The organism is Streptomyces xinghaiensis S187, from assembly GCF_000220705.2.
GTDB lineage: Bacteria > Actinomycetota > Actinomycetes > Streptomycetales > Streptomycetaceae > Streptomyces > Streptomyces xinghaiensis.
On sequence record NZ_CP023202.1, the window covers coordinates 2,789,939 to 2,808,674 of the forward strand.

Annotated in this window: 13 protein-coding genes; 12 read left to right on the forward strand and 1 reads right to left on the reverse strand. The window is 74.4% G+C overall.

Annotation, left to right across the window (positions count from 1 at the left end; translation table 11 throughout):
* Positions 1 to 5: 5 nt before the first annotated feature.
* The 12 genes from SXIN_RS31255 to SXIN_RS11890 all read left to right on the forward strand — a co-directional run bounded on the left by SXIN_RS31255 (position 6) and on the right by SXIN_RS11890 (position 17,392).
* A complete protein-coding gene (locus tag SXIN_RS31255; protein WP_157916280.1) occupies positions 6 to 686 on the forward strand; it encodes a hypothetical protein in 681 nt (226 codons plus the stop codon).
* A complete protein-coding gene (locus SXIN_RS11830; protein WP_019712137.1) occupies positions 683 to 1,393 on the forward strand; it encodes a hypothetical protein in 711 nt (236 codons plus the stop codon). The genes SXIN_RS31255 and SXIN_RS11830 overlap by 4 nt, the downstream gene beginning before the upstream one ends.
* Positions 1,394 to 1,397: 4 nt before the next feature.
* Complete coding sequence (locus SXIN_RS11835; RefSeq protein WP_019712138.1) at positions 1,398 to 1,814, forward strand: LysM peptidoglycan-binding domain-containing protein; 417 nt, start codon at positions 1,398 to 1,400, stop codon at positions 1,812 to 1,814.
* A 43-nt stretch (positions 1,815 to 1,857) separates the two neighbouring features.
* On the forward strand, positions 1,858 to 2,949 hold the full coding sequence (locus tag SXIN_RS11840) for a hypothetical protein (RefSeq protein ID WP_050931298.1): 1,092 nt from the start codon (positions 1,858 to 1,860) through the stop codon (positions 2,947 to 2,949).
* Positions 2,950 to 2,989: 40 nt separating this feature from the next.
* A complete protein-coding gene (locus tag SXIN_RS11845) occupies positions 2,990 to 3,529 on the forward strand; it encodes a phage baseplate assembly protein V (protein ID WP_019712140.1) in 540 nt (179 codons plus the stop codon).
* 193 nt (positions 3,530 to 3,722) lie between these two features.
* The gene (locus SXIN_RS11850; RefSeq protein WP_337589348.1) at positions 3,723 to 3,986 is read left to right on the forward strand and encodes a hypothetical protein; all 264 of its coding nucleotides are present in this window, start codon (positions 3,723 to 3,725) and stop codon (positions 3,984 to 3,986) included.
* Positions 3,983 to 4,378 (forward strand): GPW/gp25 family protein, encoded by a 396-nt coding sequence (locus SXIN_RS11855; RefSeq protein WP_019712142.1) that lies wholly within the window; start codon positions 3,983 to 3,985, stop codon positions 4,376 to 4,378. The genes SXIN_RS11850 and SXIN_RS11855 overlap by 4 nt, the downstream gene beginning before the upstream one ends.
* Complete coding sequence (locus SXIN_RS32125; protein WP_238153737.1) at positions 4,375 to 7,956, forward strand: baseplate J/gp47 family protein; 3,582 nt, start codon at positions 4,375 to 4,377, stop codon at positions 7,954 to 7,956. The genes SXIN_RS11855 and SXIN_RS32125 overlap by 4 nt, the downstream gene beginning before the upstream one ends.
* Positions 7,953 to 12,002: a putative baseplate assembly protein gene (locus SXIN_RS11875; RefSeq protein ID WP_238153738.1), complete on the forward strand. Its 4,050-nt coding sequence runs from the start codon at positions 7,953 to 7,955 to the stop codon at positions 12,000 to 12,002. The genes SXIN_RS32125 and SXIN_RS11875 overlap by 4 nt, the downstream gene beginning before the upstream one ends.
* Complete coding sequence (locus SXIN_RS11880; protein ID WP_095756967.1) at positions 11,999 to 14,341, forward strand: hypothetical protein; 2,343 nt, start codon at positions 11,999 to 12,001, stop codon at positions 14,339 to 14,341. Before SXIN_RS11875 ends, SXIN_RS11880 begins: the two co-directional genes overlap by 4 nt.
* 119 nt (positions 14,342 to 14,460) lie before the next feature.
* Positions 14,461 to 16,167, forward strand: a complete 1,707-nt coding sequence (locus SXIN_RS11885; protein WP_238153739.1) for a DUF6519 domain-containing protein — start codon at positions 14,461 to 14,463, stop codon at positions 16,165 to 16,167.
* A 343-nt stretch (positions 16,168 to 16,510) separates the two neighbouring features.
* Positions 16,511 to 17,392 (forward strand): peptidoglycan-binding protein, encoded by an 882-nt coding sequence (locus SXIN_RS11890; RefSeq protein WP_039822753.1) that lies wholly within the window; start codon positions 16,511 to 16,513, stop codon positions 17,390 to 17,392.
* Between the two features lie 200 nt (positions 17,393 to 17,592).
* Here SXIN_RS11890 and SXIN_RS11895 read toward each other — a convergent pair whose 3' ends face one another.
* Complete coding sequence (locus tag SXIN_RS11895) at positions 17,593 to 18,726, reverse strand: VWA domain-containing protein (protein ID WP_095758013.1); 1,134 nt, start codon at positions 18,724 to 18,726, stop codon at positions 17,593 to 17,595.
* Between the last annotated feature and the right edge of the window lie 10 nt (positions 18,727 to 18,736).

Sequence of the window (18,736 nt, forward strand, 5' to 3'; positions counted from 1 at the left end):
ACCCCATGAACACGCATGATGAATGCAAGAGCCGCCTACACACGGCACTCCACGAGCTTAGAACAAGGACCGAGATCGAAATCCTTGCGCATGACTTCGAAGGGGCACCGCTGAGCTACGCGAGCCCGGAGGAGGTGGACGGGGCACTACAGCAACGTTTCGACACACACCTCCCGTCTTCGGTGCTGGCATGCACAGCAGCACACGAAACATTCGGCTGTCACTGGAGCCTCAAGCACACCTCAGGGACTGTGAACGGAGAATTTAACCTACACCCGCCCGCAACCTCCCTGCCCATCGAACCGCCATCTCTCGAATGGGACCTAGCAGAATCCGAGGAAGAACTCAGCGAGCAATTCCTCGTCATCGACGAATTCCCTGGGGGAGGTACAGATTCCTACACGGCGTTGCGGCTCGTCCCAGGCGGCACACAAGCACTGATGTGGTACCACGAGGCGGAACGTGGCGCACTGCCGATGAATATCGATTACTGCATGTACCTACGGGCGCTTGCCGTGACCAAGGGCACTCTCGGGTGGCAATTCTTGTTCGTCGACGTGTCATTGGAGGACTCGGAATTCAGCCCTTATGTCATGGGCCTCAAAGCCATGCTCGCGGCGTTCCCAGGCCTCTTCCCGGATCACGACTATGCACCCCTTCGTGAACGCTTGGAGGCCCGCCTGTGACCCGCTACGCAGACATTCCCAAGCCCATCCGCTCCGGCATCGTCATCGTCGACCCCGAGCGCGGCACCCCGCAGCGCATCATCGTGCTGCAGTTCAACCCCGACACCCTTGAGCGTTCACTCGCGCCACAGGCCGCGGGGACCGGTGATGCCGGTGGCGGCGGAAGTGGGCAAGGGGACCGGAACGAGGCGTTGCGGCTCAAGGGGCCCGCCGAGGAGACCTGGAAGTTCACCGCCGAGATCGACGCCACCGATCAGCTGGAGGTGCCGGCCCCGGACGGCATCCACCCGCAGCTCGCGACGCTGGAAATGCTGGTGCAGCCCACCACCGCGCAGCTCCGCGAGGCGAGCCGGCTCAGCAAGAAGGGCACCATCGAGATCTCCCCGATCGAGATGCCGCTGACCCTGTTCACCTGGGGCAGCAAGCGCGTCATGCCCGTACGGCTGACCGAGCTGTCCGTCAACGAGTCCGCGTTCGACGTCAACCTCAATCCGATACGGGCCGCGCTCAGCATCGGGATGAAGGTGCTCACCGTCAGTGATCTGCCGGCGGGGCACCGCGGGGCCGAGCTGTATCTCGCGCATCTGGCGCAGAAGGAGCGGCTGGCCGGGACCGTCCGGTCCGGGACGCTCGGTTCGCTCGGCCTCACCGGGGCCGACATCGGCATGGGGGCCCGGGCGGCGTCCACACGCATGGGGAGGGCGTAACACCATGATCGAGCCGTATGACAGCGCGCTGGACGCGATCCCCGGAGCGCATCCGTATCCGCGCGGCAGCCGGTACCACGACGCCGAGATCGGGGCGTACTGCTTCCCGGACGGCACCGAAGTCCGTTACGCCAAGCGCCGGTTGCTCCCTCCGCTGCCGGACGAGGACGGATCCGGGGACGACGGCGACACCGCCACGCACATCGTCGGCGCCGGCGAGCGGCCCGACCATCTCGCCCAGCACTACTTCGGCGACCCGGGCCAGTGGTGGCGGATCGCGGACGCCAATCCGGTGCTCGACCCGCGCGAGCTGACCGCCGAGCCGGGGCAGGAGATCGCGATTCCGCTTCCGGGCGCCTTCACCGCGCCCGGAAGCGGCGCGCCGGGGCGCGGAGCGGCGGGAGGCGGCGGTCGTGGCTGACGAAGATCCGGTCGGCGGCGGCCCGGTCCACCTCACCCTGCACATGGGACCGAAGCTGGTCCGCCCGGTGCCGTACGAGGTGTCCGAGGCCCTGCTCTCCGCGCAGATCACCAGCACGGCGGGCGAACGCAGCGGTTTCCAGCTCGCGTTCGATCTCACCAAGCGCGGCGCGATCATCCGGCAGCTGTTGCCGGACGGCTACTTCGATCCGCGCACCCGCGTCATCGTCACCGCCTCCGTGCGCGGCACCCCGCGCGTCCTGCTCGACGGGCTGATCGTGCGGCAGGAGGTCGGGGCGAGCAACCAGCCGGGGCAGACCACGCTCACCGTCACCGGGGAGGACCTGAGCCTCCTCATGGACCTGGAGGAGCGCACCGAGCGCTACCCCAACCTCGCGCCCTCCGCCCGGGCCGCCCGTATCCTGCGCGGCTACGAGGACTACGGCATCCAGCCGTACGTCGTCCGGGAGCAGATCGAGCAGCCGCCGCGCGCCCAGCTCCGCGTCGAGTACCAGACCGGCACCGATCTGGCGTACCTCAACGAACTGGCCCAGGCCAACGGTTACGTCTTCTATCTCGAACCCGGCCCGGCGCCCGGCTATTCGACCGCCTACTTCGGCCCGCAGAAGCGGGTCGGGCAGCGGCAGCACGCGCTCAACGTCAACATGGACGTCAACTCCACCGTGGACCAGCTCACCTTCGCCTATGACGGCACCGCCCGCGAGGAGCCGCAGGCGCGGGTGCTGGACCCGGTGACCCGGCGGGCGCCGCTGCTCCCCCAGCCCGACATCAGCCCGCTGCGCCCGCCGCTGGGCCGACGGGCCAGTCCGGCGCTGAAGCGCCGCAAGCTGACCGGCACCGCGAAGTTCAGCCCCGAGCAGGCGCGGGCCGAGACGCTGGCGCGCGCCGCGACCTCCGCCGACGCGGTGTCCGGCTCGGGGCAGCTGGACGTCAACCGGCACGGCTACATCCTCCGGCCGCGGGAGCTGGTCGGGGTGCGGGGCGCCGGGCTGACGTACGACGGCGACTACTACGTCACCAGCGTGACCCACAACCTCCGGCCCGGCTCGTACCAGCAGAACTTCACGCTCTCGCGGGAGGGGCTGGTCGCGCTGAGCGACACCGTCCGTCCGTGACCGGCAACCGGGCAGCCACAGGAACCTGGAGAAGCACACGATGGCGCCAGCAGCAGGACCAGGACCCAACAACCGCTATCTCGGCAAGTTCCGCGGCCGGGTGGTGGACAACGACGACCCGTTGCGGATCGGACGGATCACGGCGCTCGTGCCGGACGTGCTCGGGGACGAGCCGTCCACCTGGGCCATGCCCTGCTTCCCGTTCACGGGCCGGGAGGCCGGCCAGTACGTGGTCCCCGAGGAGGGGGCCGGGGTGTGGATCGAGTTCGAACAGGGGGACGCGAGTTTCCCGGTCTGGACGGGCTGCTGGTACGGCGACGAGAGCGAACTGCCCCCGGACGCGCGGGCCGCGGCGCGCACGGGCGCGGAACCGGTCGTCATCGAGAACCGGAGCCACCACAGGATCGTGCTCCACGACTCCCCGGACGGCGGGATTCTCCTGCAGGCGCCGGGGGGCGCGTTCATCCGGATCAACAACGCGGGGGTGCAGATCAACAGCGGTGCGGGGACCTCGATCGTCCTCGACGGCGATCAGGTGAACGTCAACGAGGGCCGGCTGACCGTGCCCAAGAAGAGCTAGCAGAGGAACGGGGAGAGACGTCGTGTCCAGGAGTTACGGAAGCGGGGGCAGCGGGGGCCCCGGGCCCCCCGGGCCGTCCGGGAGCCCCGTCCACACGGGGGCGGAGCTGCGCTGCCCGCACGGCGGCCGGGTCGCGGCCGCCTCCGCCGCCGGGTCCGGCGCGCACGCCCGGTCCGCGGTACGGATGGACGGAATGCCACTGATGACCGCCGCCGACGTCCACACGGTCAGCGGCTGCGGGCACACCGACGGCGGCCGGCCCTCGCCGTGCACCAGCGTCCGCTGGAGCGCGGGCGGCGGCGGCCGGGACGCCGTGACCGTCGACGGGGCACCGGTGCTGCTGGACACGGCGGCCTCGCGGGCGCAGTGCCTCAGCGACGCCCTGCTGCCGCAGGGAGCACCGCTTGTGGCGGGAACGGGGTCCGGAACCGCACAGCGAGGGGTGGAGTGCCGATGAGGGCGAGGACGGCAAGGACCGCACGGGAGGACATCGCGTTCCCGTTCCGGATCGACGGCCGGGGGCGCACGGCCCGGGCCGCGTCGTACGAGGACCATGTGCGCGATCTGATCGAGCAGTTGCTGTTCACCAGCCCGGGTGAGCGCGTGATGCGCCCCGACTTCGGCTGCGGGCTGCTCGACCTGGTGTTCACCCCCAACAGCCCCGAACTGGCGTCCGCGCTGGAGCTGTCCGTGCAGGCGGCGCTGCAGCGCTGGCTGGGGGATCTGATCGAGGTGGAGGACGTGGACGTGGAGAGCGAGGAGAGCGTCGTCCGCGTCCATCTGCGGTACGTGGTGCGCGCCACCGCGGACCGCCGCGACGAGGTGTTCGAGGGGAGGGGCGCCGCATGAGCGGGCCGGACAGGGAATCGACGGCCGGGGCCGCCGGCACCGCACTGGTGTGCCGGGGCGACGGCAGGCGCGGCGCGGTGCGCCGGGCGGAGCTGAACGGGGTCGACGCGGTCGAGGTGGGCGACGACGGCCGCACGCTGACCGTGACCTTCCTCGGCAAGGCCCCGCACGGCCTGTGCCCGGAGAACATCCGCATCGACGGCGGCCGGCGCGTCACCGGCATCGAGGCGCTGGAGGTGGAGGTCGAACGGGAGGACGACCCGGAGCTGGACGACCGGCTGTACGTCACCGTCGACAAGGCCGGTGACACCTCCCGCTACCGGCTGGCGGTCGTCGAGACCGATCCGTACGGGCGTCCGGGCACCGAGCCGTACCGCGGCTTCGACCAGCGCTACCACGCGGCGGACTTCTTCTTCCGGCCGGACTGCCCCACGCCGTTCGACTGCGCGGACGAGCAGCCGGACTGCCCGCCCACCTTCAAGCCCGCCCCGGTCATCGACTACACGGCGCGGGACTACGACACCCTGCGGCAGGTGGTCCTGGACCGGCTGGCGCTGACCTCGCCCGGCTGGATGGAGCGGCACGCGCCGGACCTCGGTGTCACGCTGGTCGAACTGCTGGCGCATACCGCCGATCTGATCGGCTATCAGCAGGACGCGGTCGCCACCGAGGCCTATCTGGACACGGCCCGCCGGCGGGTGTCGGTACGCCGCCACGTCCGGCTGGTCGACTATCCGATGCACGACGGCTGCAACGCCCGCACCCTCGTGGCCGTGGAGGTGGCGCGGCCGCTGACGCTGCCGCCCGGCCGGTTCCGCTTCGCCTCGGTCGACCTCCGCGACGCGGGCTCGCGCGACCGGCACGGCGCCCGGCCCGGCACCGTCCTCGGGGACGAGGAGCTGGCGGCGCTGGACGAGCGGGGGCGGGTCGAGGTCTTCGAGCCGGTGGAGCGGAAGCCGCTGCGGCTGCGGCCCGAGCACAACACCATCCGGTTCTGGACCTGGGGCGGTGAGCAGTGCTCGCTGCCCCGGGGCGCTACTTCGGCCACCCTGCGCGACGCGTGGGCGCACCGGGAGCACGGGGACGGGGAACCAGGAGACAGCCGGCCCGGGGACGGGCGCGGGGACAGAAACGCGCACGACCACCACGACGGCCACGGACACGACGGCCACGGCCACGGCCACCCCGGGCACGGCCGCCCCCGGCGCCGTCTGCTGGACCTGTCCCCCGGCGACCTGCTGGTGTTCGAGGAGGTGCGCGGCCCCCGCTCCGGCACCCCCGGCGACGCCGACCCGTCACACCGGCAGGCGGTGCGGCTCACCTCCGTCACCCCGGCCGTCGACCGGCTGTGCGGACAGCCGGTCCTGGAGATCACCTGGGCCCGCGAGGACGCCCTGCGCTTCCCGCTCTGCCTCTCCACCACCGGCGGCACGCGCTGCGAGCCCGTCCCGGATGTGAGTGTGGCGCGCGGCAACATCGTCCTGGCCGACCACGGCCGGTCGACGGCCCTCTGCGACGGCGAACCGGAACGCGTCACCGTGCCGCCGGTGCCGCCGGTGCCGGCCGGGTGCGAGCCGCCCGCCTTCGGCTGCCCGGACCGCGCGGGCGGCAACGAACCCGCGCGGCTCGCCGCCGCGCTGCTCGATCTCACCGACAGCGGGCGGCTGCTGACGCCGGCGCACGTCCGGGAGGTGTTCACCGCGTTCGGTGAGGACGCCGCCGCGCGGGCCGGGCTGGGGATCGGCGGCGAGGGGCGGCGCGAGGAGGTCGTGCCGGACACCGCCCGCGCCCAGGCGGCCGCCCTGCGCACGCTCGTCGCGCAGTCGGTTTATCCGGGCATCGTGCCGCGCTTCCGGCCGGTCCTCGACCGCTTCCCCGTCGTCCAGGCCGTGCCGTTCCCCGAGCCGCGCCTCGTGGCCGCCGGGCAGGCGGAGCGGCTGGCGGCCATTCCGGAGCGGGTGCGGCAGCGGCTGGTGGAGTTGTGGCGCAGCGCCCGCGACCGCGACGGGCTCTCCGAGCGGGAGACGGCCGAACTGACCGTGCTGTTCGGTCTGCGGGTGCTGGAGTGGCTGGAGCTGCGCGTCCACCCCCGGCGTGCGCTGCGTGAACTGCTGGTCCGCAGCGACCGGTTGCTGGCCCGCAAGAAGCGCCGGCTGGAGGTGCTGACGGCACGTGCCCGCGCGGGCACGGTGCTGGACCGGCGCACCGCCTGGGAGATCGCGCACTGCTGGGGCCCGCCGTACGCGGCCGGGCTCGACCCGGACGACCCGGTGCTGGCCGGTTCCGCCGCCGCGTCGCTCCGCCAGGACCCCCGGGCGGCGCTCCCGGCGGTCCGGGTGCTGGAGCGGACCCCGGACGGCATCCGGGTGTGGGAGCCCCGGCGGGACCTGCTGGAGAGCGGGTCCCGGGACCGGCACCTCACCGGCGAGCTCGAGGACGACGGCCGTCTCGCGCTGCGCTTCGGCGACGGCGTCCACGGCGCCGCCCCGGAGCCGGGCAGCACGCTGGAGCCGCGGTACCGGCTGGGCGGCGGCACGGCGGGCAACGTCGGCGCCGAGGCCGTCAACCGGCTGGTGCTGTGCGGGGATCCGGACGACGACTCGGAGGAGCCCGGCCCGTACAGCGGCTGGGATCCGTACACGGACACGGACACGGCCCCGGACACGGAAACGGACCGGTCGGCGGGACCGGCGGAGTACGGCGGGTACGGGGAAGCGGAGCCCGGCCGGGACGCGGACCCGGAGTCCGGGGACGCCGAGGAGACCGGCGGGCCCGGGACCGGCGCGTGGCGCGGCTTCCCGGTGATCCGGGTGCGCAACCCGCTCCCCGCGACCGGCGGCACGGAGCCCGAACCCGTCGAACAGGTGCGCAGGCTGGCCCCGCTCGCCCTCAAGCGCACCCGGCTGCGGGCCGTGACCGCCGGGGACTACGCCGAACTGGCGTCCGCCGTCCCCGGGGTGCAGCGCGCGGCGGCGGAGATGCGCTGGACCGGCAGCGCCCAGGAGGCGCATGTCGCCGTGGACGCCCTCGGCTCCGGGGAGCCGTCACCGGAGCTGCTGGACGCGGTGGCGCAGCATCTGGAGAGGTACCGCCGGATCGGCCACGACGTGGTCGTCGTCCCGGCGCGGACGGTGCCGCTCGACATCGCGCTGACCGTCTGCGCGGCGCCGGGGCAGCAGCACGGCCCGGTCCTGGCCGAGCTGCACCGGGTGCTCGGCTCCCGTGCCCTGCCCGACGGCCGGCTCGGCTTCTTCCACCCCGACGCCCTGGGCTTCGGGGAGCCGGTGCGGCTGAGCCGGCTGGTGGCGGTGGCGGCCGCGGTGCCGGGCGTGCGGAGCGTGCACGTCACCCGGCTGCGGCGGCTCTTCGGCGGCGGCACCGGCACCGGCCACGACAGCGGCACCGACAACGGCACCGACAACGGCACCGACAACACAAGCGATTCCGGCGACGTCCGCGACCCGGCCCTGGACGAGGGCGTGCTGCGGCTCGGACCGCTGGAGATCGCACAGTGCGACAACGACCCGGACCGGCCCGAGAACGGCCGGCTGGAGCTGGAGTTCGGGGGCGGACAGTGACCATCGAACCGACCGACACGACCACCACGGGCCGCGGCGGCCGCGGCTGCGCCGACGGCTGCGGATGCGGCGGCCACGACGAGCGCCGCCCAGCGGCCTCCCCGCACAACCCGCCGGGCCGCTCGGCCCTCGACTACCGCGTCGGCGAGTACGGCTCCTTCCTGGCCGCCATGCTCGACCGGCTCGCCTCACCCGCCTATCCGGCGCTGCGCCGGCTGACCGTGCGGACCCCGGACGATCCGGCGATCGCCCTGCTGGACGCCTGGGCCGTCCTCGGCGACCTGCTGACGTTCCACTCCGAACGGATCGCCGACGAGGGCTATCTGCGCACCGCCCGCGAGCAGCGCTCCCTGGCGCTGCTGGGCCGGCTCGTGGGCCACCGCCCGCGGCCCGGGATCGCCGCGGACACGCATCTCGCGTACACGGTGGACCGCGATCCGCGCTTGGGGGAGGACATCCCCGTGCTGATCCCGCGCGGGGCGCGCAGCCACAGCGTTCCCGCCGTGTCGCGGGAGGAGCCGCACACCTTCGAGACGGACGAGGAGCTGACCGCCCGCCGGTCCTGGAACGAGCTGGCGGTGCGGCGCCGCCGCCCGGCCCTGCTGACCGCGGACGATCTGGCCCAGCGGTCCGAGCTGTACGTCGCGGGGACGGACACCGGTCTGCATGTCGGCGACCGGCTGCTGTTCCTCTTCGGCGGGGGCGGGGCGCCCGGCGCCGGACAGCGGCTGCTGCTGCCGGTGGCGCGGCTGCGCGTCGACCGCGAGGACGGCGTGACGGCGGTCGCCCTGCCGAAGTCGGCGCCGCCGAGCCTGTTCGAGCTGCTGACCGAACTCCGGCAGTGGATCACGGAACCGGAGGGCCCGGGGGACCCGGAGGAGCCGGCGGAGCCGAGCCCGGAGCACCCGAATCCGCGTCCGGTCAGCCGTCTGGTCGACGACTTCGACGCGCAGGTGCTGGCTCCGCTCCGGGACGACCTGGACGGCGTCACCACGCCCGAGGAGTTCGCGCACCGGCTGGCGGAACCCCTGGACCGGCTGGCGGAGGCGGAGATCATCGCCCGGCCGTACGAACACGTCGCCGCCTGGTTCGAACGGCTGGCGGCCGTGGTGGCCGAACTGCGGGAACGGGCGATCGACCTGGGCCCGAGCCGCACGGCCGCCGAGGACGCGGCGTTCGACGGACGCGTCCTGGAGACGGAGACACAGGCGGAGACACAGGCCGGGACGCAGGCCGGGACGGAGACAACGGCCGGCGCGGGCAGCACCGGGACCGCGCCCGTCGGCACACAGGGCCCCCGGAACACGCAGAGCACGCAGAGCACCCAGAACCCGCAGACGGCACCGGGCCCGCAGGCCCCGGCCGCCCTCCGCACCCTCGGCGCGCTGCTCCCCGCTCTCCGCTCCTCCCGCTCCGTCCGCCCGCCGACGGCGGCCCGCACCGCGGCGCGGGACCCGCGGCGCCTCTTCGGCGCGGAGTCGGGGATCGCCACCCGGCTGCTGACCGCCCTGGACTCGCGGCTGGACGGGGGCGAGCTGCACGCGGCCTGGCGCCGCGCCACTCCGGCGGCCACCGCCACCGGCACGGCGGCCGCCGTGCCCGTGCCCGGCCCCGCCCTCCTGCGCGATCTGCTGGCGATGCGGGTGACGGCCGCGCCGTTCGGGGCCGCGGCCCCGCTCAAGCCCGTGCAGGACGAGCGCGGCCGGATCATCCGGCAGTCCGACTGGCCGCTGACCGGCTCGGCGCTGACCACCATGCGGGTCGTGTTCGACACGGCCGGGAAGGTGCCCGTGAAGGCCGAGTTCGTCCACGCCCAGCTGGACGCCTCCTGGCAGCGCAGCGAGAACCTCCCGAACGAGCTGACGTTCGACCTCGGCCCCGGCACGGTCGTCCTCTCCGCCCAGAGCCCGCAGGAGCAGGAGAGCGGCCGCACCGGCAGGCGGGCGGCGGCCGCGGAGCCCGCGGAGCCGGGCGTGACCGCGCAGTTGCTGGCGGATCTGCCGGAGCGGACGCTGTTCGTGTCCCGGCCGGCCGAGGACGGCACCATCCATGTGTCCGTCGCGGACGGCGGCAGCCACGACTGGCGGCTGGCTCCCGGTGAGCGCCGGCAGGAGACCGTCGGCGGCTACGAGATCTACGCCCGCCGTTCGACGGCCAGCGAGCAGCACAGCGTCGAGATCGGCATCGCCACCGTCCCCTCGGCTCCCAACCGCCACGTCCTGCCGCTCGACACCGTGCACGACTCGCTCACGGTCGGCAGCTGGGTCGCCGTCGACCGCCCCCGCAAGGGCACCCCGGACGAGATCCCCGGCGACAAGGCGCTCCGCTGCGTCATCACCCGGGTCACCGCCGTGCGCACCGTCGCGTACGCCAACTACGGGATCACCGGGCGAGGCACCGAGCTCACCCTCGCCGACCCCTGGCTGGACGACCAGGACGTGCTGCTCTCGCACATCCGGGACACCACGGTGCACGCGGGCGGCGAGCCGCTGCGGATGGCCGACGAGCCGCTGGGCGAGGACGTGCACGGCAACGAAATCGAACTCGACGATCTGCACGACGGGCTGACGCCCGGCCGCCGTGTCGTCGTCACCGGCGAGCGCAGCGACATCCCCGGTGTCGCCGGGCTGCGCGCCACCGAGCTCGCCGTGATCGCCGGCGTCGAACAGCGGCTCGACCCGGAGCTGCCCGGCGACCACGTCCACACGGTGCTGACGCTCACCGCCGATCTGGCCCACCGCTACGACCGCGACACCGTCCGCGTGCTGGGCAACGTCGTGCCCGCCTCGCACGGCGAGAGCCGTGACGAGCCCGTCGGCAGCGGTGACACCACCCGCCCCAACCAGACGTTCACGCTCTGGCGCGCCCCGCTCGCCTGGCTCCCCTCGGACAACGCGCTGGGCGCCGTACCGGCGCTGGAGGTGCGGGTGGACGGGCTGCTGTGGCACCGGGTGGACAGCCTCGCCGGACGCGGCCCCCGCGAACGGGTCTACGTGCTGGGCGCCGGCGCGGACGGCCGTCCCACGGTGACCTTCGGCGACGGTGTGAACGGCGCGCGGCTGCCCACCGGGCACGACAACGTCCGCGCACGCTACCGCCACGGCACGGAGGGGCCGGGCGGCACGGAGGTCCCGGCCAACCTCCCGGCGGGCCGCGTCACCCAGGCCGTCACCCGCCCCCTGGGCGTCACCGGCGTCACCAACCCGCTGCCCGCGACCGGCGGCGCGGCGGGCGACGGCCCGGGCCTCACCCGCCGCACCATCCCCCTCGCGGTCTCCGCGCTGGACCGGCTGGTGTCCGTGCCCGACTACGCGGACTTCGCCCGCTCCCGGGCCGGCGTCGGCCGGGCCGCGGCCCGCGAACTCTTCGACGGGCGGCGCCGGGTGGTCCAGGTGACCGTCGCCGGGGTGGACGACGTCCCCCTCGGCCCGGACTCGGACACCCTGCGGGCCCTGCGCTCGGCGCTGGCCGAACACGGTGACGCGCGGCTGCCGGTCCGCGTCGACGTGCGGGAGCTGGTGGTGCTGCTGCTCGCGGCGAGGGTGAAGGTGGCGCCGGACCACTCCTTCGAGACGGTCGAGCCCCGGCTGCGGCAGGCGCTGCTGCGCCGGCTCGGCTACCCCGGCCGCGAGCTGGGGCAGCCCGCGCTGCTCTCCGAGGTGCTGGCCACGGCCCACACCGTGCCCGGTGTCGAGTACCTGGACGTGGACGTCTTCACCGGGGTCCCCGTCACCGGCGGCCCGGACGGGCTGGTGCCGCCCGCGGACCTCGACGGGCCGCGGCCCGTGGTGCCCGCCCGGCACGCCGAGTTCGACGAGACGACGTACCGGGTGACGGCCGAGGGCGGCGAGACCCTCACCGAGGTCGCCGCCCGCCACGGCATCACCCTGACCGAACTGCTGCGCCTCAACCCGGACATCGGCAGCGTCCGGCGGCTGCCGCGGGGCCGCTCGGTGCTCGTCTTCCGCGGCGTGCGCCCCGCCCAGCTGGCGCTGCTGTCACCCGAGGTCCCGGACACGCTGATTCTTACGGAGGTCACCCGATGAGCAGGGAACCGGACGGGCTCGCGGATCTCCTTCCGCAGTGGCACCGGCTGCGGGACGCCGAACAGGGCGAGGGGCCGGGCGGTGAGCCGCTGCGCGCGCTGCTCGCGGTGATCGCCGAACAGGTCGATCTGGTGCGCAGCGGCGTCGAACAGCAATACGACGACTGGTTCGTGGAGACGGCCGCCGACTGGGTGCTGCCCTACCTCGGCGATCTGGTGGGCCACCGCCCGCTGCCCGGCTACGAACACCTGCTCGCCACCGGCCCGGAGGACGGCGGCCGGCCGGACCTCTCCCGGCGGCGGCTGGCCGCGGCGCTCTCGCCGCGCCGGGAGGTGGCCGCCACGGTCGCCAACCGGCGCCGCAAGGGCACCCTGCCGCTGCTGGAGGAGCTGGCGGAGTCGGTCGCCGGCTGGCCCGCCCGCGCCGTGGAGTTCTCCCGGCTGCTCTCCCACCACCAGCCGGTCCGGCTGTACGGGCCGGAGACGGCGGCCGTGCGCGCCCGGCGCTCCGGGCGCGGCCGGCTCGCCGATCTGCGGGACTCGGCGGAACTGGACCTGGCGGGAGGCCCGTTCGGCGCGGTGGCGCGCTCCGCGGACGTACGGCGCGCGGGCTCCGCGCGCCGCCCCGCCGGCCTCACCCCGGCCGGGGTCGGCCTGTTCGTGTGGCGGCTGCGGCCGTACCCGGTGACGGACGCGCCCGCGTACTGCGTCGACCGGGCCCGGAACCTCTACACCTTCTCGATCCTGGGCAACGACACCCGGCTGGTGACCAAGCCGGAGCCCGAGCCGTCCGCCGCGCACCTCGCGACCGTCGACAACGTCCCGGCGTACATCCGGCGCCGGCAGTTCGCGGACCGGCTCGCGGACTACTACGGGCCCGGCAAGAGCCTGGAGATCCACCGGGACGGCCGGGAGGAGCCGGTGCCGCTGTCGGACATCGTCGTGGCCGATCTGACGGACTGGCGCTACCGGCCGCAGCGCGGGCAGGTGGCCGTTGACCCGGAGCTCGGCAGGATCGCGTTCGCCTCCCGCTCCGCGCCCCGGCGGGGGGTGTGGGTGAGCTACCACCACGCCTTCGGTGACGACCTGGGCGGCGGCGAGTACGACCGGGACCGGGACACCCCGGCGACGGCGAAGGTCTACCGGGTCGGTCCCGGCCACAGCTTCTTGCGGATCATGGACGCCTATGAGCGGTGGCGGCAGGACCGGCGCGAGGGGCGGGTGGGCCCCGAGGGCGTCATCGAGATCACCCACAGCGGCGCCTACCAGGAACAGCTGGACTTCGACCTGGGGCCGGGCGACCGGCTGGAGGTCCGCGCGGCGGAGGGCGCCCGTCCGGTGATCCGGCTCCTGGACTGGTACAGCAACCGGCCGGACGCCCTCAACATCCGCGCGCACGGCTGCGGCTGCCGGGACGCCGGACCGGGCGCGACGGCGGAGGCGGAAGGAGCGGAGGTAACGGAAGGAGCGGAGGTAGCGGCCGGGGAAACGGCGGAAGGAGCGACAGCGGGGACGGAGCCGGCGGACCGCACCGGCGGACCCGGCCACCGCCCCGGCCCCCGCGGCTGCCCGCACGGCGAGCCCGCCCGGATCGTCCTCGACGGGCTGCTGATCGCCGGCCGCGGCCTCAACGTCACCGGACCGGTCGGCACGGTCGTGCTCCGCCACTGCACCCTCGTGCCCGGCTGGTCCCTGGAGCCGGACTGCGAGCCGGCGTCCCCCGAGGAGCCCAGTGTCGTCCTCGAACGCACCACCGCCTGCCTGCAGATCGAGCGGAGCGTCCTCGGCACCATCGAGGTCATCGGGGACGAGGTGAGCACCGACCCGCCGGCCATCCACCTGCGGGACAGCGTCCTGGACGCCACCGGCCACACCCTGCCCGCGCTCTCCGCCCCGGACTGCCGGCACGCCCACGCCGTGCTGCACGCGCACCGCTCCACGGTGATCGGCGAGATCCACACCCATGCCGTCCGGATCGCGGAGAACAGCGTCTTCACCGGGCGGATGCACGTGGCCCGGCGCGGCATCGGCTGTCTGCGGTACAGCTACGTCCCGCCGGGGTCGCGCACTCCGCGGCGCCACCGCTGCCAGCCGGACCTGGTGGGCCCGGAGGAGGCGGGGCGGGTCCGGCCGCTGTTCGAGAGCGAGCGGTACGGCACCCCGGCGTACGCGCGGCTCGCCGCGGTCTGCGCCGAGGAGATCCGCCGGGGCGCCGACGACGGGTCCGAGATGGGCGTCTTCCACGACCTGTACGAGCCGCAGCGGATGGACAGCCTCCGGGCCCGGCTGGCCGAGTACGCGCCCGCGGGCACCGACGCCGGGGTCATCCCCGTCACCTGACCGCCGATCACCGACCGAGCCACACGAGCCATCAGCGCCACGAGAGCCACCAGCGCCGGTGCGGGCCGCGGGGAACCGCGCCCGCCCGGCCGCCGAACCTTTTCGAGGGGGACCCCTTCATGTACGCAGACATCTCCCGCTCCACCTTCCGCCCGGACCGCCACTACTCGGCCGTGATCGCCCAGCAGGGACGGGTCCAGCTCGACGCCGACGCCAACGAACAGGCGGCCATCCAGCTGCGGTTGGCCCGCACCACCGCCCACGACCTGATCGGCCCGGACGGCGGCCCGGACGGAGCCGCCGGTTTCGCCGTGGACCGGCTGACCGGCAGCCGCGATCTGGACGACCTGACGATCGGCGGCGGCCGCTACTACGTCGACGGCATCCTCTGCGACGCCGACCGCCCCGGGCCGGGCGACGCCGTCGGGGACGACCCGGACGGGGACGGCGCGGACGGCGGCGGGACGGCGGAGCCGGAACCGCCCGCCACCTGGACGTACTGGGACCAGCCGGACGCCTTCCGGGACCCGGAGCGCCCGGAGGACCGGCTGCCCGGCCGCTACCCGTACCTCATGTACCTGAAGGTGTGGGAACGCTCGGTGACCGCGGCCGAGGACCCGGAGCTGCGCGAGGTCGCCCTCGGCGCGGCCCTGCCGGACACCGCGGCCCGCACCAAGGTCGTCTGGCAGGTGCTGCCGCTGGAGGGCTCGGCGCTGGGCCTGGGCGAGGACCCGGACAAGCCGGCCGTCCGGGAGGCCTTCCGCGTCTGGGCCGAGAACGAGCGGTCCGGCCGCCCCCGGCTGGCGGCCCGCAGCGAGCGGCCGGCCCGGGCGGACGAGGACCCCTGCCTCACCGCGCCGGACGCCCGCTACCGGGGACCGGAGAACCAGCTCTACCGGGTGGAGGTCCACGAGGGCGGCGCGGCGGGCGAGGCGACGTACAAGTGGTCCCGGGAGAACGGCTCCGTGGTCTTCCCCGTCGACGGACTCGACGGCACCTGGGTGGAACTGGCCTCCCTGGGCAGCGACGACAAGCTGGACCTGAACGTGGGCGACTGGGTCGAGTTCGCCGACACCGCCTACACCAGCCGCGGCGAACCGCTGCCGCTGCTGCGGGTGGAGGAACTGGACCTGCCGGGGCGCCGGGTGCGGCTGTCCGGTGAACCGGACCCCCGCGTGGGGCGGCGGCCGGAGCTCCACCCGTTCCTGCGCCGCTGGGACCAGAAGGAGAGCTCCGCGCGGGGCCGGAAGGGCGCGGCGGGACGCTTCCGCGGCGGCGCGGCCCGCGTCGAGGAGGGCCGCTGGCTGCCGCTGGAGGACGGCGTCGAGGTGTACTTCGAGGCCGGCGGCGGCCGGTACCGGCCCGGCGACCACTGGATCGTCCCGGCCCGCACGGCCACGGGCTCGGTGGAGTGGCCGGTCAACGCGGCGCGCAGGCCGCTGCTGCGGCCGCCCGCCGGCATCACGGCGCACTACGCGCCGCTGGCCTGGGTGACGGGCGAGGGGACGATCGCGGATCTGCGGATGGTCTTCGGGCCGCTGGGCGTCCCGGTGCCGCCGGCGAGCGAGGCCGAACTGGCGGCCGAGGCACGGGCGGAGGCGGAGGCGAAGGCCGCCGAGGAGGCGGAGGACGCCCAGGACGCGGAGACGGAGGCCGCACGGGCCGGGGCCGGTGGTGGCGAGCAGTCCGCTTCCTCCGGTGCGTCCGGCTCCTCCGGGGGCTCCGGCTCGGGCACCAGGGCCACCGCGCGCAGGCGGCGCGCGTCATCGGCATCCGCGCCGGACGAGGGAAGCGGCGAGGAGGGCGGCGAGGCGGCGAAGAGCTGAGCGGCGGCGGGCCCCGTCCTTCCGGCGGGGCCCGCGCCAGGAGAGCCCGGGCCGGGGACCGGGACGGCCGCGCGCACCGGCGCCGGTGCCGGTCCGGTCCGGGTCCGGCCTCGCGACCCCGTGTTCCGGTCCAGCCGTTCGGCGTACCGGACGTGATCCATCCCATCGAACCGCCCATGAGCCGAACCGCATGCGGAGGCGTACCGCCCGGTGAGGCGTGCCGCGCCGACGGAGGACCGCGCACGGTTCCGCGAGGGGCTGAACCGCGCGGCGGGCGGTGAAGCACACCCGCGCCGGACCCGGGCCTCCGGAAGCCGGCGGACGAACGAGAGGAGTACCGGCGATGGCAACGCCCTTGAGCGCCTCCCGCCTGCTGAAGGCGCTGCGCGACGAAGGACTGGAGGTCCGGGAGTACCGCAGTTGGCGCTCGCACAACCGCAATCACAAGGGCCCCTGGGGCCCGGTCAACGGGGTGATGATCCACCACACCGTGACCTCCGGGACCGACGCCACGGTGCGGCTCTGCTACGAGGGTCACTCCTCGCTGCCGGGCCCGCTCTGCCACGGCGTCATCGACAAGAAGGGCGTGGTTCACCTGGTCGGCAACGGCCGGGCGAACCACGCCGGCCTCGGCGACGGCGACGTCCTGCGGGCTGTCATGAACGAGACAGCGCTGCCCCGGGACAACGAGGCCGACACCGACGGCAACCGCCGCTTCTACGGCTTCGAGTGCGTCAACCTCGGTGACGGCAAGGACCCGTGGCCGGAGGCGCAGAAGCTGGCGATCGAGAAGGTCTCGGCCGCGATCTGCCGCGCGCACGGCTGGACCCACCGGTCCGTGATCGGGCATCTGGAGTGGCAGCCGGGGAAGGTCGACCCCCGGGGCTTCTCGATGAACACCCTGCGGAACCGGATCGCCGGGCGGCTGGGGAAGAAGCCGGACGGACCGCCGAAGACCTCGCCGAAGCCGCCGCCGCGGTACGAGCCCTTTCCCGGCGCCGACTTCTTCCGGGCGGGCCGCAACAGCAAGATCATCACGGCGATGGGGAAGCGGCTCGTCGCCCAGGGCTGCGGACGCTACCGGGTCGGCCCGGGCCCGCGGTGGTCCGAGGCGGACCGGCAGTCCTACGCCGCCTGGCAGCGGAAGCTCGGCTACACGGGCTCCGACGCGGACGGCATCCCGGGGGCCACGAGCTGGAAGCAGCTGAAGGTCCCCAACGTCTGACGGCACGCGCGCCCGGATGCGGCCCGCCGGGAGCGGCATCCCGCCAGCGTACGCAGCGATCCGGCCAACAGCCGTTCCGGGCAGGCCAGTTGGTGAAACCATGAAGCGCCGTCCGGGCGGAGCCCACCTGACAGGGCCCCGCCCGGGCGGTCACCGGACCCCGTGTCCGGCGCACCCGGCGGTCATCGCGCGGCCGGTGGTCACCGCGCGGCCGGCTCCTCCGGGACGGGCAGCGGGCGCTTCTCGATGGCCGCGGCCATCACCTCCGGGAAGAGGTCCGGGGTGCAGGCGAACGCCGGTGCCCCCAGCGCCGCCAGCGCGGCGGCGTGCTCACGGTCATAAGCCGGGGCCCCCTCGTCGGAGAGCGCCAGCAGGGCCACGAACTGCACCCCGGACTTCTTCATCGCGGCCACCCGTCCCAGCATCTCGTCGCGTATCCCGCCCTCGTAGAGATCGCTGATGAGCACGACGACGGTCTCGGCGGGCCGGGTGATGCGGGACTGGCAGTACGCGAGCGCCCGGTTGATGTCCGTGCCGCCGCCGAGCTGGGTGCCGAACAGCACGTCCACCGGATCGTCCAGCTGCTCGGTGAGGTCCACGACCGAGGTGTCGAAGACGACGAGCCGGGTGGAGACCGAGCGCATCGAGGCCAGCACCGCGCCGAAGACGGAGGCGTGCACCACGGAGGACGCCATCGACCCGGACTGGTCCACACACAGCACGATGTCCTTCTTCACGCCGTGCGCCGCGCGCCCGTGGCCGACCAGCCGTTCCGGTACGACGGTGCGGTACTCCGGCAGGTAGTTCCGGAGGTTGGCCCGGACGGTGCGGTCCCAGTCGATGTCGCGGTGGCGCGGACGGCTGGTGCGGGCGGACCGGTCGAGCGCGCCGGTGACCGTGGCCCGGGTCCGCGCGGCCAGCCGCCGCTCGAGCCGGTCGACCACCGTGCGGACCACGGCCCGCGCGGTGGTCCGCGTCGTCTCCGGCATGGCCTGGTGGAGCGACAGCAGCGTGCCGACCAGATGGACGTCCGCCTCCACGGCCTCCAGCATCTCCGGCTCCAGCAGCAGCGCCGAGAGCCCGAGCCTGTCGATCGCGTCCCGCTGCATGACCTGCACGACGGAGGTGGGGAAGTAGGTGCGGATGTCCCCGAGCCAGCGCGCCACGCGCGGCGCGGAACCGCCGAGCCCTCCCTCCCGGCCGCCGCCCTCACCCCCGGCGCCCGGGCCCGCGCCCGCGCCGCCGTAGAGGGCGGCCAGGGTGCGGTCCATCGCGGCGTCCCGGCCGGACGGTTCGTACCCCGTCCCGTCGGCGCCCTCACCGCCGAGGACCATCCGCCACCGC

Coding starts and splice junctions, on each gene's coding strand:
- SXIN_RS11890 (WP_039822753.1), top strand. CDS start 16,511: ATGGCAACGCCCTTGAGCGCCTCCCGCCTGCTGAAGGCGCTGCGCGAC.
- SXIN_RS11895 (WP_095758013.1), bottom strand. CDS start 18,726: ATGGTCCTCGGCGGTGAGGGCGCCGACGGGACGGGGTACGAACCGTCC.
- SXIN_RS11835 (WP_019712138.1), top strand. CDS start 1,398: ATGATCGAGCCGTATGACAGCGCGCTGGACGCGATCCCCGGAGCGCAT.
- SXIN_RS11885 (WP_238153739.1), top strand. CDS start 14,461: ATGTACGCAGACATCTCCCGCTCCACCTTCCGCCCGGACCGCCACTAC.
- SXIN_RS32125 (WP_238153737.1), top strand. CDS start 4,375: ATGAGCGGGCCGGACAGGGAATCGACGGCCGGGGCCGCCGGCACCGCA.
- SXIN_RS11840 (WP_050931298.1), top strand. CDS start 1,858: ATGGGACCGAAGCTGGTCCGCCCGGTGCCGTACGAGGTGTCCGAGGCC.
- SXIN_RS11845 (WP_019712140.1), top strand. CDS start 2,990: ATGGCGCCAGCAGCAGGACCAGGACCCAACAACCGCTATCTCGGCAAG.
- SXIN_RS11855 (WP_019712142.1), top strand. CDS start 3,983: ATGAGGGCGAGGACGGCAAGGACCGCACGGGAGGACATCGCGTTCCCG.
- SXIN_RS11880 (WP_095756967.1), top strand. CDS start 11,999: ATGAGCAGGGAACCGGACGGGCTCGCGGATCTCCTTCCGCAGTGGCAC.
- SXIN_RS31255 (WP_157916280.1), top strand. CDS start 6: ATGAACACGCATGATGAATGCAAGAGCCGCCTACACACGGCACTCCAC.
- SXIN_RS11850 (WP_337589348.1), top strand. CDS start 3,723: ATGCCACTGATGACCGCCGCCGACGTCCACACGGTCAGCGGCTGCGGG.